Below are 13,220 nucleotides of genomic sequence, written 5' to 3'. Positions count from 1 at the left end.
CGCAGGGGCCCTCCAGCACCGTGGTGCTGGAGGGCCCCTGCGTTGACCTGTTCCGGGCCGGGCGGCTCAGTTCTTGTCGGAGGTGTGCCTCTTACCCTGATCGAAGGCGGCCCCCAGGATCACGAGGAGGCCGGCGGCCACCAGGACCATGCTGACCCCCACGGTCGAGTTGGTGGGTGAGGCCACCACGAGGGACAGAGCGCCCAGCGGAGCCAGACCGCCCGCCACGGCCGTGCCGATCTCGCGTGCGGTGCCGACACCGGTCGCCCGGGACTCGGGGGTGAACTGACGGGACAGGAAGGATCCCTGCGCGGAGAACATCATCGGTGCCAGGATGCCCGTGCCGATGCCGATGGCCAGGTACACGGACCACGTGGTGGACACGCCCAGCAGCCCCATGAACCCGAACGCGAAGACGGCGGACAGGGCGCCGCCCCAGGTGATGACGGCCTTGGAGCCGAAGCGGTCGCAGAGTTCGCCGCAGATCGGCACCACCACGATGGCCACGAGCCCGGCGACCATGACGGCACCGGACGTGGTGTTGGCACTGATGCCCTGGAACTCGTCCAGGTAGGCCACCGAGAAGGTCTTGAAGATGTAGCTCAGGGCGTTGTAGCCGATGGCGACGACGAAGACCACCAGCAGGCCGCGCCAGTGGTCGCGGAAGACCTGGCCGAACGTCGACTTGTTGTCCACCCTCTCCACGCGGTTCTCGAACTCGGGCGACTCGGGCAGGGACTGGCGGACCCACATGCCCACTCCGATGAGGATGATGCTGGCCACGAACGGGATGCGCCAGCCGCCACTCATGAGGAACTCATCGCCGTTGAGGGTCATCACGAAGATGGTGGCGGAGGACAGGACGAGGCCGAGGTTCAGGCCGAGGGCCGGCCAGGCTCCCTGGCGGCCGCGGCGTCCGGCCGAGGCGTGTTCGTAGGAGTTCACGGCCGCGGAGGCATACTCCGCACCGGCGCCCATGCCCTGCAGCACGCGCAGGATCACCAGCAGGATCGGAGCCCAGACTCCAGCCACGGCGTAGGTGGGCAGGATGCCGATCAGGAAGGTCGAGATGCCCATCAGCGCAAAGGTGACCACCAGGGTCTTCTTACGTCCGATGCGATCGCCCATCCGACCGAAGACGATGCCGCCGATCGGCCTGGCGATGAACCCGACCGCAAAGGTCGCAAAGGCGCTCAGGGTCGCGAGCTGGCTGTCCACGGCGGGGAAGAACACCGCGCCGAAGACGATCGACGCCATGGTGGCGTAGAGATAGAAGTCGAACCACTCGACGGTTGTTCCGACGATGGTGGCCGACATCACCTTGCGCAGGCGGCTGCGTTCCTCCTCGGCTGTCTCGGGCGGTCGGGAGGGAGTGGTGGTGTGGGTGGTCATGCTCTTCTTTCACGTGATGGAGCGGACGCTCCGTCCGGGCCGGGTGGCCTCAGGAGCTGGTGGAGGGAGTGCCTAGACCGAGGCCAGCCGATGCTGCGCGGCCATCTCGGAGACGATGTGTTCGGCGATGGCCAGGGATGAGGTGGCTCCCGGAGACGGTGCGTTGCGCAGAAGCGTGGCGCGCCCGATGTCCTCGATGACGAAGTCGTCCACGAGGTCGCCGTTCGCATCCATCGACTGGGCGCGGATGCCACGGGTCATGGGCGTGGACTCCGCCCCTTCCAGGGAGGGCACGTAGCGCGCGGCTCCGGCCAGGAACTTCTGGCGGGAGACCACGGCACCGAACTCCTGGACTGCCGCCGACATGTTGCGGCTGGCGAACTTCCAGAACCCCGGGTTGGCCACCACGTCCAGGCTGTCCTTGATGCCGATGCGCCACCCCGAGTAGTTCTCCCGGCCGAAGGAGAGGAAGGCGTTGGGGCCCACGAGCATCTCCCCGTCGACGCGTTTGGTCAGGTGGACGCCGAGGAAGGGGTAGGCGGGGTCCGGCACAGGGTAGACCAGTCCGTTGAGCACGGTACGGTACTCCGGGGCCAGCTTCGAGTACTGCCCGAAGAAGGGCACGATCTTCGGGTAGGCATCTCCCCCGGCTATCCGAGCGATGCGGTCCGATTGGAGTCCGGCGCAGGCGATGACGAAATCGAAGGACTCGGTGCCCTCCGGGGTGCTGATGCTGCAGCTGTCCGCGGTGTTGGTGATCCCGGTGACCTCGGCGCCGAGGCGAACGGTCCCGCCAGCCGAACGGACGTCCTCGATCAGCGCCCGGGTCACCGCGGCATAGTCGATGATCGCCGTGTGCGGGGAGTGGAGCGCGAGGCGGCCGGTGGCGTTGGGCTCAATCTCGCGGATCCGTTCCGGACCGACGAGTTCGACGCCCGGCACGCCGTTGGCGATGGCCTTCTCGTGGATGGCCCGCAGCCGATCCTCCTCGACCTGCTCCAGGGCCACGACCAGCTTGCCGCACTCCTCATAGGGCACGCCACGCTCCAGGGCGAAGTCCCGCAGGAGGTTGACCCCACGGCGGCACAATCGGGCCTTCAGGCTGCCCGGCTGGTAGTAGAGGCCGGCGTGGACCACGCCGGAGTTGTGGCCGGTCTGGTGGGAGGCCACGCTGTCCGCCTTGTCATACACGGTGACGTGGTCGTCGGGGAACCGTTGGGTCAGCTCCCGGGCGACCGCGGCACCGATGATTCCGGCGCCGATGACGGCGAATGAGGTCATGACTGGACCGTCGCTTTCTGTGGGTTGGATGGGGACGCAGCGCACCGGGGCACTGCTGCCCCATGGGGTCTATGGGATCTATGGGGTCTCTGCATTGGCATACTGGAGGGATGAGATCCGTCCATCGGCCTGCGAGCCTGACCGACCAGGCCGTGGAATCGATTCGGGCATCGATCGTCAACGGTGATCTGGTTCCGGGTGAGCTGTACACGGCGACCGAGCTGGGCAACCAGCTCAACGTCTCCCGCACCCCGATCCGAGAGGCTCTGCAGGAGCTCGCCCGCCGCGGACTCGTCGAGATCGAGCGGAACCGCGGGGTACGCATCCTCAGCACCTCGCTCCAGAGCCTGATCGAGGTATTCCAGATCAGGCTCATGCTGGAGGTTCCCCTGGCACGCCGCGCCACGCAGCTGAAGACGGCGGCCACGGCCGCCGCTGTAGCGCAGTCCTACGAGGCCTTTCGACGCGCGGCGGAGGACGGCGACCCGGAACTGGTGCTCCGGGCAGACCGGGACTTCCACCGCACCCTGCTGGCCGGGGCGGGCAACGACAAGGCCAACCAGTTGCTCAGCGAACAGCGCGACTTCGTGCTGCAGACCGGCGTGGGGACCGTACCCACCTCGCGCACCGCGCAGGAGTGCTTCGAGGATCACCGGGACATCATGGAGGCGTTCAGCGAGGGACGCGACGCTGAGGTCGGCTCGGCCCTGGCGCGGCACATCAGCCACACGGCGACCATGCTGATCACCCAGGAGACGCGAGACCGGCCCGATTTCGCGGATGCTCGGAGCGCCGAGGCCATCGATTGGCTGGTGCACTAGCAGCTCCCCTCGTGCCGGGGGCGAATGGCCGGAACGACCGACTCGCGCAACGAATGTGGTGTGGACAACAGTCAGCATAGTGGGTTGCATGCAACATGCAAGAACGTTGCGCCGCGTGGTCTGGGGTGGGTCGATAGGCTGGGAGCATGTACCTGCTGCGCACCCCCATCCGTGACTATGCGTGGGGCTCGGCCACCCTGCTGGCTGAGTTCCAGGACCGGGCTCCCACCGGCCGGCCGGAGGCGGAGATGTGGATGGGCGCGCACCCCAGCGCACCCGCGGGAGCCGTCCCGGCGAGCGATCCCGAGTCCTTGCCGGTGCCCCTCGACGAGCTGCTGGCCTCTGACCCGGAGGCGTTGCTGGGCGAGGCCGCGCGCTTCGGCCGCCTGCCCTACCTCGTGAAGCTGCTGGCCGCCGGCCGGCCGCTGTCCATCCAGGCCCACCCCACCCTGGACCAGGCGCAGGCCGGCTTCGCGGCCGAGGAGGCCGGGGGCGTGCCGGCCTCGGCGCCGCACCGCAACTACAAGGATGACAACCACAAGCCCGAGATGGTCGTGGCCCTGACCCCGTTCGCGGCCCTGTGCGGGTTCCGCTCCGCTGTGGATGCCGGCACCTCGTTCTCCAGGCTCGCCGCGGTGCTGGCCGAGAACCCGGAACTGCCGGAGGACAGCGGGCTGTCCCAGGGCAGCGGACCCGACGCCGGCCGGTCCGGTCCCGCGGACACCCCGGCCCGCGCGGTCGCCGGGTACGCCGAGCGGCTCCTGGGTTCCGGGGACGGCGGCGATCCCGCCGCCGAGGGCGCCGCGATCGAGTCCGTGTTCTGCGAGCTGCTGGACCCGGCCGGGAACTGGGCCTCAGGCACCTGGGTGGCGGCCGTCGTCGCCGCTCTGGCGAAGGCCCCGCGCGTGCTGGACGAGGACCTGAACCTGGCCACCGCCGTGGGGATCGCCGGGCACTACCCCCGGGATCCGGGCGTGCTCGTCTCGGTGCTGCTGCACCGGCTGGACCTCGCCCCGGGCCAGGCCATCCACCTGCCGGCCGGCAATGTGCACGCCTACCTGTACGGCCTGGGCGTGGAGGTCATGGCCGCCTCGGACAACGTGCTGCGCGGCGGGCTCACACCCAAGCACGTGGACATCCCGGAGCTGCGCGAGGTCGTGGCCTTCGAGTCGGTTCCCGTGCCCTACTGCACCCCGCTCTCGGACGGGGCGGGGCATCTGGTGTTCCGGCCGCCCTTCGAGGAGTTCCAGGTCGAACGGCTGGACCTGCCCGCCGCAGAGGGCCGCACCCTGACCGCCCGCGGTCCGGTGATCGCGGTGTGCACGGCCGGCCGGGTGCGCCTCTCCGCCGGCCCGGACACCGCCGAACTAGCCCCCGGCGAGTCGGTGTTCCTCGGGGCGGACGAGCCCGCCGCCACGGTGCATCAGGCGCATCCGGCAGATCAGACGCATCCGACGGATCAGGACGAGGCCGCCGCCGGGACCCTCTTCGCGGTCACCCTCCCCTGACCCCCTTAATCCACAACTGGCGGTCGAATCCGGCCCGTTTTCACGGGTTACCCACCAGTAGGTGGACCGGATTCGACCGCCAGTTGCGAGGGGGAGAACTCAGCGCACCGGCAGCGCGTCCGGGCCGATCCAGGGCTCCCACTTGCGGGCCTGGTGCTCGGCCTCGATCACGCGCACGGTGCCGGACTTGGAGCGCATCACCATGGACTGGGTGGTGACCCGGTCGTTGTAGTAGCGCACGCCGCGCAGCAGGTCGCCGTCCGTGATGCCGGTGGCGGCGAAGTAGGCGTTGTCGGTCTTGACCAGGTCGTCGGTGGTGAGGACCGCGTCCAGGTCGTGGCCGGCGTCGATGGCCCGCTGGCGCTCGGCGTCATCGACCGGGGCCAGCCGGCCCTGGATCACGCCACCGATGGCCTTGATGGCGCAGGCGGTGATGATGCCCTCGGGCGTGCCACCGATCCCGAGCAGCATGTCCACATCGGTGTCATGGCGGGCCGCGGCGATCCCGCCGGCCACGTCACCGTCCATGATGAACTTCACGCGGGCCCCGGCCGCGCGGATCTCCGCGACCAGCTTCTCGTGGCGCGGCCGGTCCAGCACGCAGACGTTGAGCTGGCTGACGGGCTTGCCCACGGCCTTGGCCACGAGGTGGATGTTCTGCTTGATCGGCAGGCGCAGGTCCACGAAGTCCGCGGCCTCCGGCCCCACCACGAGCTTGTCCATGTAGAACACGGCCGAGGGGTCGAACATGGAGCCGCGCTCGGCCACCGCGAACACGGACAGCGCGTTGGGGTAGCCCATGGCCGTCAGCCGGGTGCCGTCGATCGGGTCCACGGCCACGTCGACCTCCGGGCCTTCGCCGTCGCCGACGTGCTCGCCGTTGAACAGCATGGGCGCCTCGTCCTTCTCGCCCTCGCCGATGACCACCACGCCGTTCATGCGCACGGTGTCCATGAAGGCGCGCATGGCATCCACGGCAGCCCCGTCCGCGGTGTTCTTGTCCCCGTAGCCGACCCAGTGCCCGGCGGCGATCGCGGCCGCCTCGGTCACGCGGACGAGCTCCATGGCCAGGTTGCGGTCCGGCTTGGTGCCGGAGACGGCCAGGTTCGGGCTCAGGATGTTGCGGTCGGCGTGGGGCGACCCCGCCGGCTGGGTCGGAACGTCATGGTTCACGGGCTGGTCAGTGGTCACCGAAATACTCCGTCTGTGGGGGATCTTCTCCATCGTCCATCCTAGTGTCCCGGGCAGTGGCAGAATGGTCCGGTGACTTCCCCTCAGCCCAGCGCGGATCCGGCCGGCTCCCCGGCTCCGAAACCCCGCCTGACGCAGAGCCAGGCCAAGCGGGCCGGCCAGTCATCCCGGGCCATGGTGCTCTCCGTGCTGGCCACCCTCGCGATCGCCCTGGTGGTGGTGCTGCTGAACCCGGTCAACGCCGAGCGGGACTACGAGTCCACCGTGGACGTGGCCGCCACCGCCGAGCAGGCCACCGCCACCGCCGGGTTCACCGCCGTGGCACCGGCGGTCCCCGAGGGCTGGAGCGCCAACTACGCCCGCTGGAACGCGGCCGGCACGGACCAGGTGGAGTTCTGGGAGGCCGGCTACCTGACGGCCGAGGAGGACTTCGCCGGATTCAAGCAGACCGCCCAGTCCAACCCGACGTGGCTGTCCCAGCAGATGGACAACGCGCCGGCCACCGGCACCCGGTCCGTGGACGGGACCCGGTGGGACCTGTACGAGCCGGCCGACGGCGACCGTCACCTGGTCGCGGAGGTCGGCGGGACCACCGTGCTGGTCAGCGGTTCGGGCGACCTGGAAGATCTGGACATCCTGGCCTCGGCCATTCAGCAAGACCTCAAGGAAGGCTGACCCCATGACCGACCGCACCGACCTGACCGCCGCCACCTCCCCGACGGGCACGAAGCTGACCCCGTCTGCCGCGTGGGAGCTGCTGCGGGACGGCAACGCCCGCTTCGTGGGCGGCACCTCCAGCCACCCGAACCAGGACGCGGCGCGCCGCACCTCCCTGGCCAACGAGCAGCACCCGATCGCCGTGATCTTCGGCTGCTCGGACTCCCGGCTCGCCGCCGAGATCATCTTCGACGTGGGCCTGGGCGACGTGTTCGTGGTCCGCACCGCCGGGCAGGTGATCGACGACGCCGTCCTCGGCTCCCTCGAGTACTCCGTGGACGTCCTGGACATCCCGCTGATCGTGGTCCTGGGCCATGACAGCTGCGGAGCCGTCACCGCGGCCGTTGACTCCTACGTCTCCGGGGAGATGCCCCCCGGCTTCATCCGGTCCCTCGTGGAGCGGATCATCCCCTCCGTGATCTCCGCCCGTCGCGCCGGGGTCAAGGACGTCAACGGCACGGTGGCGGAGAACGTGCGCCAGATCAGCGCCCGGCTCATGGAGTCCTCGATGTCCGTGGCGAAGGCCGTCGACGAGGGCCGCACCGCCATCATCGGCGTGACCTACTCCCTGGACAACGGCACCGCCAACCCCGTCCGGATCATCGGCGACCTGGACCCGGACGAGATCGGCTGAAGCGGTCGGCTGAGACAGCCGGCTGGACAGCCGGGTAGGGCACGATGCCGGCCGGCCGGTCCCGCGGCCGGCTCACCCCCGAATGAGGTGCCGGGACCGGGCCACCGTCACGGCCTCGGTGCGGTTGGACACCCCGAGCTTGCCGAAGATGTGGTTCAGGTGGGTCTTGACGGTGGCCTGGGAGATGAACAGGCCCGCCGCGATCTGCTGGTTCGTCCGTCCCAGGGCGAGCTGCTCGAGGATGTCGATCTCCCGCGGGCTGAGCGTGGGTTCGGCACCGTCCCCGCCGCCCAGCACCCGCCGGGCGAGGTGCGCCGGCAGGATCAGGCTCCCGGCGGCGGCCTGGGCGACGGCGTCACGCAGCTCCTGGGCGGAGGCGTCCTTCAGCAGGTAGCCCAGTGCCCCGGCGGAGACCGCCGCCTGGACGTCCGAGACCGCCCCATAGGTGGAGACGATGAGTACGGGCAGCCGCGGGTGGGTCCGGCCCAGGCGCTCGGTGGCCTCGATGCCGCTGGGGCCCTGACCCAGTTCGATGTCCATGACCACCACGTCCGGGCCCTCGCCCTGGGCCGCCAGCCGGTCGACGGCCGCGAGCGCCTCGGCGGCCGTGGAGGCCTCGGCCGCCACCCGCAGCCGGCCAGCGGACTCCAGGACGGCCCGCAGTCCGGCTCGGACCACCGGGTGGTCGTCCACCAGCAGGATTCTCAGCGGCGCCTCGCTCATGCCCTCTCCCCTCGGGTGCCCCATCGCGGCAGGCTGAGGGCGACCACGGTGCCGGTGGAGCCGCCATGGTCCTGCTGTTCCGAGGGTTGGAAGGCGTCCTCCACCGTGAGCGTCCCGCCGGCACTGGCGGCCCGGTCGCGCATGGTGGCGATGCCGAATCCCTCGGGGTTGCCGCCGCGGCCGGCACCGTCGTCGAACACGTCCAGGGTCACCTCGTCCCCGTGGACCGCGAAGCTGACCACGCAGCGGCGGGCCCCCGCGTGCTGCAGCACGTTGGCGAGCGCGGACTGGGCCACCCGCAGCACGATCGTCGCCGCCTCCGCCCCCAGGCCCCGGTCATCGCCAGGACCGCTGAAGTCCACCGTGAGCGGCGCGCCCGCCGAGCGTGCGGTGTCCTGGGTGCTGCGGCAGGCGGCGGCCAGCTCGTCGGTCAGCCCCGCCCCGGGTCCCCGCTGCTCCACGAGGGCCCGCGCCTGGGCCAGGTTGTCCACGGCGGAACGCTCGATCTGCCGCAGCTGGCCGGCCAGCGTTTCGCCGGGTTGCTGCTCCTGTGCCGCGCGGGAGAGCAACACCACGGAGGCCAGTCCCTGGGCCAGGGTGTCGTGCAGGTCCTGGGCCCAGCGCTCGCGTTCCCGCATGGCCCCGGCGTGGCGCTCGGAGCGCGCCAGATCGTCCCGGGTGGCCTGCAGCTCGGCCGCGATGCGCCGCTGGGTGCGGGCCTCGGCGTAGAACAGCGTGTAGGCGGCCGACATGGCCACGGCCACCCCCGCCCCGATCGCCGGCCCCACCACGGCGCCGAGGCCCAGGGTGCCCTCGTGCCACCAGAACCCGAGGAGCACCACCCCGGTCAGCAGCACCACCAGTGTGAGCGCCGCCGGGACCGACCGGGAGCCCACCACGTGCAGGTGCAGGAAGAACAGCGGGAAGACCAGCCAGGCGAAGTCCACGTGCACGGCCATCAGGCCCAGCCAGGCCAGGGTGACGGCGGCCAGCCACAGGAACTGGCCCCGCACCTCGATCCGCCCCGCGGCGGGACCTTCACCGCGACCCTCATCGCGGTCCTCGCTGCGGCCCTCGCTGCGTCGTTTCTCGACGACCGTCCCGGCCAGGTAGATGGCGGCGAACACCGCGGCCAGCGTGCCGATCCGCCACACCTCGCCGTGGTCCCCCGCGCGGACGGCCGGGGCCAGGGACCGCACCAGGCCGATGACCAGCAGACCCGCCACGGTGACGTGCAGCAGGATCCGCATGGCGGCGAGCAGGGCCGGGATGCGGGTGTCCGCTGCCGGGTTCGGCAGCGGACGCCCGGCCCGCTCGGCGGGCGACGCGGCGGGCGGACCGGCCGGCGACCCGGGCGGAGCGGAGATGCGTGCGGAACCCATGGGTGCAGGGTAGCCCGGCCCGCTCCGTCAAGGAGCGGCGGGGATCAATCGAAGGGTCGACCCGGGTCTGGCCGGGTGGTCGATGTGCGTGACGGCCCCGGGCGGAAGGCTGGAGATCAGCCGGACTTCAGAGCCGTCCGGCACACCGTTTCACCCCACCGACTCACCCAAGGAGTCCTCCCGTGTCCTCTCCCACGTTCCTGTCCCTGCGGGACGTCCGCTTCTCCGCCGGGCGCTTCACCCTGATGGGTGCGGTGGTCGGGCTGATCGCCCTGCTGCTGGTCTTCCTGACCGCCCTGACCAACGGCCTGGCGCACCAGAACATCTCCGCCGTCACGGCCTGGGACGAGGCCGCCGGCGGGGCCGGGGGCAGCGAGGTCACCGTGGTCTTCGGCGCAGCGCACGCGGAGGGCACGGACGAGGTGGAGACCGACTTCACGGCCTCCTCCGTCACCACCGCCCAACTGGACGGCTGGCGCCAGGACCCCCAGGTCGAGTGGGCCGAGCCCGTGGGCTTGGGCCAGGCCCGCGCGGACTCCGGCACCGCCGTATCCGCGGTGACCCTGATGGGCCTTCAGGACGGCAGCCGCCTGGCCCCCGGCGGCCCGGACGGAACCGGCACCCTGGCCGGCGGCGCCCTGATCAGCCGGACCGCGGCCGAGCAGCTCGGCGTGGGTGCCGGCGACGAGGTGTCCGTCAACGGCCGCACCGTCCCGATCGGCGGGACCATCGAGGACCGCTGGTACTCCCACACCCCCGTGCTCTACCTTCCCCTGGACACCTGGGCCGCCGTGACGCACGCCCCCGAGGACACCTCCACGGTGCTGGTCACCGGCACCGAGCACGACGCCGGCCACGCACCGTCCGCGGCCGGCCAGACCACCACGGTGGCCACGGATGTGGACGGGGCCCTGGCCGCGCTGCCCGCCTACTCCTCGGAGAACGGCTCGCTGGTGATGATGCAGGCCTTCCTCTACGGCATCTCCGCCCTGGTGATCGCCGCCTTCATGGCCGTGTTCACGCTCCAGCGCACCCGGGACATCGCCGTGCTCAAGGCCCTCGGTGCCACCACGGGGTGGGTGGTGGCCGACGCCCTCACCCAGGCCGGGATCGTGCTGCTGACCGGGGCCGCCGTGGGCGGCGCCCTGGGCCTGGGCGGGATCTCGCTGGCGGCCGGCGTCGTGCCCGTGCAGGTGGACGCGGCCGCCGTGGCCATCCCGGTGGCCGTCACCGTGGGCCTCGGGCTGGTGGCCTCGGTGGCCGCCGTCTGGCGCACCTGCCGTGTGGACCCGCTCGTGGCCCTCGGCGGCAGCTGAGCACCTGCCGTCCCACCTCCCCTCACTCCCGTCTCCGTTCGCCCGCTCATCTCGAAGGAACCCGCCATGCTGAACCTGTCCGACGTCACCCTGACCTACCCCGACGGCGAGAACGGCACGCTCAACGCCCTGGACGCCGTGGACCTGACCGTCCCGGCGGGCCAGATGCTCGCCCTGGTGGGTCCCTCCGGCTCCGGCAAGTCCTCCCTGCTGGCCGTGGCCGGTGCCCTGGTGACCCCCACCTCCGGGACCGTGACCATCGACGGCACCGAGATCACCGGGGCCAGCCAGGCCGAGCGGGCCCGGCTGCGACTGAACCACATCGGCCTGGTGTTCCAGCAGCCCCAGCTGATGCCGTCACTCACCGCGCTCGAGCAGCTGCAGCTCGTCGGGGTGCTGCGCGGCGCCCGGCCCCGCGCGGTCCGGGACGCGGCACGGCAGGCCCTGGCCGCCGTCGGGCTGGACTCCGCGGCGCAGCGGCGGCCCCACCAGCTCTCGGGTGGCCAGCGGCAGCGGGTGAACATCGCCCGCGCGCTGATGGGTGAGCCGTCCGTGCTGCTGGTGGACGAGCCGACCTCCGCCCTGGACCAGCACCGCTCGGCGGAGGTCATGGAACTGATCGCCACCCTCACCCGGGAGCGGGGCACCGCCACCGTGGTGGTCACCCACGACCTGGAGTTCGTGGACGTGGCGGACCGCTCGGTCACCCTGCGTGACGGGCGGCTCGCGGAGCACGCCACCGTCTAAAGTGGAATCATGACCGATTCTTCGCAGCAGCCCACCGGGCAGCAGTCCTCTGAACAGCAGTTCCGCATCGAGCACGACACGATGGGTGAGGTGAAGGTGCCGATCGACGCCCTCTACCGTGCCCAGACCCAGCGTGCCGTTCAGAACTTCCCGATCTCCGGCAAGACCCTGGAACCGGGTCACATCCACGCCCTGGCGCAGGTCAAGAAGGCCGCCGCGATGGCGAACGCCGAGCTCGGGGTCATCGACGCCGAACGCCGGGACGCGATCGTGGCCGCTGCGGACGAGGTCATCTCCGGCCAGCACGACGCGCAGTACCCGATCGACGTGTTCCAGACGGGCTCCGGCACCTCCTCGAACATGAACACCAACGAGGTCCTCGCCAACCTGGCCACCCAGGCCTTGAAAGCCGCCGGCTCCGAGACCGAGGTCCACCCGAACGACCACGTCAACGCCTCCCAGTCCTCCAACGACGTCTTCCCCACGTCGGTGCACATCGCCGTCACCGCGGGGCTGATCAACGAGCTGAAGCCGGCCCTGGAGCACCTCGCGGCCTCCCTGGAGCGCAAGGCCGAGGAGTTCTCCACCGTGGTCAAGTCCGGCCGCACCCACCTGATGGACGCCACCCCGGTGACCCTGGGCCAGGAGTTCGGCGGCTACGCCGCGCAGGTCCGCTACGGGATCGAGCGCATCGAGGCCTCCCTGCCCCGCGTGGCCGAGGTCCCGCTGGGCGGCACCGCCGTGGGCACCGGCATCAACACCCCGAAGGGCTTCTCCGCCCGCGTGATCGAGCTGCTCGCCGAGGAGACCGGCCTGCCGCTGACGGAGGCCCGCAACCACTTCGAGGCCCAGGCCAACCGCGACGGGCTGGTGGAGGCCTCCGGCCAGCTGCGCACCATCGCCTACTCCTTCATGAAGATCAACAACGACCTGCGCTGGATGGGCTCCGGCCCGAACACCGGCCTGGGCGAGATCTTCATCCCCGACCTGCAGCCGGGCTCCTCGATCATGCCGGGCAAGGTCAACCCCGTGATCTCCGAGGCCGTCATCCAGGTGGCCGCCCAGGTGATCGGCAATGACACCACCGTGTCCCTGTCCTCCACCAACGGCGCCTTCGAGCTGAACGTCGGCATCCCCGTGATGGCCGCCAACCTGCTGGAGTCCATCCGCCTGCTGGCCAACTCGTCCCGCGTGATGGCGGACAAGATGATCGACGGCATCCAGGCCAACGTGGAGCGCTGCACCTTCCTGGCCGGTGCCTCCCCCTCGATCGTCACCCCGCTGAACAAGGTCATCGGCTACGAGGCCGCCGCCACGATCGCCAAGCACTCCGTGGCCCAGAAGATGACGGTCCGCGAGGCCGTGGTGGACCTCGGCTACGTGGAGCGCGGCGAGGTCACCGAGGAGCAGCTGGACGCCGCCCTGGACACCATGTCCATGACGCACCCCGCCTGAGGCACTCCTCCCTCCCCCACGCTTTGCGGGCAGAGATCACTAGTGATTCCTGC

At 70.8% G+C, this 13,220-nt stretch carries 12 protein-coding genes; 7 read left to right on the top strand and 5 right to left on the bottom strand.

All coding sequences use genetic code 11. From position 1 onward, the window contains the following. Positions 1–66: 66 nt before the first annotated feature. Both RE421_RS07140 and lhgO read right to left on the bottom strand, forming a co-directional pair. The gene (locus RE421_RS07140; protein WP_309816506.1) at positions 67–1,392 is read right to left on the bottom strand and encodes an MFS transporter; all 1,326 of its coding nucleotides are present in this window, start codon (positions 1,390–1,392) and stop codon (positions 67–69) included. A gap of 72 nt (positions 1,393–1,464) precedes the next feature. Further along, positions 1,465–2,673, bottom strand: a complete 1,209-nt coding sequence (gene lhgO / locus RE421_RS07135; protein ID WP_309816504.1) for an L-2-hydroxyglutarate oxidase — start codon at positions 2,671–2,673, stop codon at positions 1,465–1,467. Positions 2,674–2,783: 110 nt separating this feature from the next. Between lhgO and RE421_RS07130 the strand changes: the two genes are divergently transcribed. Then, positions 2,784–3,494: a GntR family transcriptional regulator gene (locus RE421_RS07130; RefSeq protein ID WP_309816501.1), complete on the top strand. Its 711-nt coding sequence runs from the start codon at positions 2,784–2,786 to the stop codon at positions 3,492–3,494. 146 nt (positions 3,495–3,640) lie between these two features. After that, positions 3,641–5,002 carry a mannose-6-phosphate isomerase, class I gene (gene manA, locus RE421_RS07125; RefSeq protein ID WP_309816498.1) on the top strand — a complete coding sequence of 454 codons (1,362 nt, stop codon included), beginning with the start codon at positions 3,641–3,643 and terminating at the stop codon, positions 5,000–5,002. Between the two features lie 99 nt (positions 5,003–5,101). Here manA and glpX read toward each other — a convergent pair whose 3' ends face one another. After that, entirely contained in the window at positions 5,102–6,067 is a 966-nt protein-coding gene (gene glpX / locus RE421_RS07120; RefSeq protein ID WP_309817162.1) for a class II fructose-bisphosphatase, read from the bottom strand. A gap of 198 nt (positions 6,068–6,265) precedes the next feature. Between glpX and RE421_RS07115 the strand changes: the two genes are divergently transcribed. Both RE421_RS07115 and RE421_RS07110 read left to right on the top strand, forming a co-directional pair. Then, positions 6,266–6,868 (top strand): DUF4245 domain-containing protein, encoded by a 603-nt coding sequence (locus tag RE421_RS07115; RefSeq protein WP_309816494.1) that lies wholly within the window; start codon positions 6,266–6,268, stop codon positions 6,866–6,868. Between the two features lie 4 nt (positions 6,869–6,872). After that, positions 6,873–7,544, top strand: coding sequence for a carbonic anhydrase (locus RE421_RS07110; protein WP_309816491.1), 672 nt, complete (start codon positions 6,873–6,875; stop codon positions 7,542–7,544). Positions 7,545–7,616: 72 nt separating this feature from the next. On the opposite strand, the gene RE421_RS07105 is transcribed toward RE421_RS07110, so the two are convergent. Both RE421_RS07105 and RE421_RS07100 read right to left on the bottom strand, forming a co-directional pair. Beyond that, positions 7,617–8,267 (bottom strand): response regulator transcription factor, encoded by a 651-nt coding sequence (locus RE421_RS07105; RefSeq protein ID WP_309816488.1) that lies wholly within the window; start codon positions 8,265–8,267, stop codon positions 7,617–7,619. Continuing rightward, complete coding sequence (locus RE421_RS07100) at positions 8,264–9,649, bottom strand: histidine kinase (RefSeq protein WP_309816485.1); 1,386 nt, start codon at positions 9,647–9,649, stop codon at positions 8,264–8,266. Before RE421_RS07100 ends, RE421_RS07105 begins: the two co-directional genes overlap by 4 nt. Before the next feature lie 182 nt (positions 9,650–9,831). On the opposite strand from RE421_RS07100, the gene RE421_RS07095 reads away from it, so the two are divergent. The 3 genes from RE421_RS07095 to RE421_RS07085 all read left to right on the top strand — a co-directional run bounded on the left by RE421_RS07095 (position 9,832) and on the right by RE421_RS07085 (position 13,167). Next, positions 9,832–10,965 carry an FtsX-like permease family protein gene (locus RE421_RS07095; protein WP_309816482.1) on the top strand — a complete coding sequence of 378 codons (1,134 nt, stop codon included), beginning with the start codon at positions 9,832–9,834 and terminating at the stop codon, positions 10,963–10,965. Positions 10,966–11,031: 66 nt separating this feature from the next. Beyond that, on the top strand, positions 11,032–11,712 hold the full coding sequence (locus tag RE421_RS07090) for an ABC transporter ATP-binding protein (RefSeq protein WP_309816476.1): 681 nt from the start codon (positions 11,032–11,034) through the stop codon (positions 11,710–11,712). 9 nt (positions 11,713–11,721) lie between these two features. Continuing rightward, on the top strand, positions 11,722–13,167 hold the full coding sequence (locus RE421_RS07085; RefSeq protein WP_309816471.1) for a class II fumarate hydratase: 1,446 nt from the start codon (positions 11,722–11,724) through the stop codon (positions 13,165–13,167). Positions 13,168–13,220 lie beyond the last annotated feature (53 nt).

Origin of the sequence: Citricoccus sp. I39-566, from assembly GCF_031432995.1 — a bacterium.
GTDB classification, from domain to species: Bacteria; Actinomycetota; Actinomycetes; order Actinomycetales; family Micrococcaceae; genus Citricoccus; species Citricoccus nitrophenolicus_A.
Note: the sequence above shows the minus strand (reverse complement) of the source record. Positions and strands in the feature narration are given on the sequence as shown.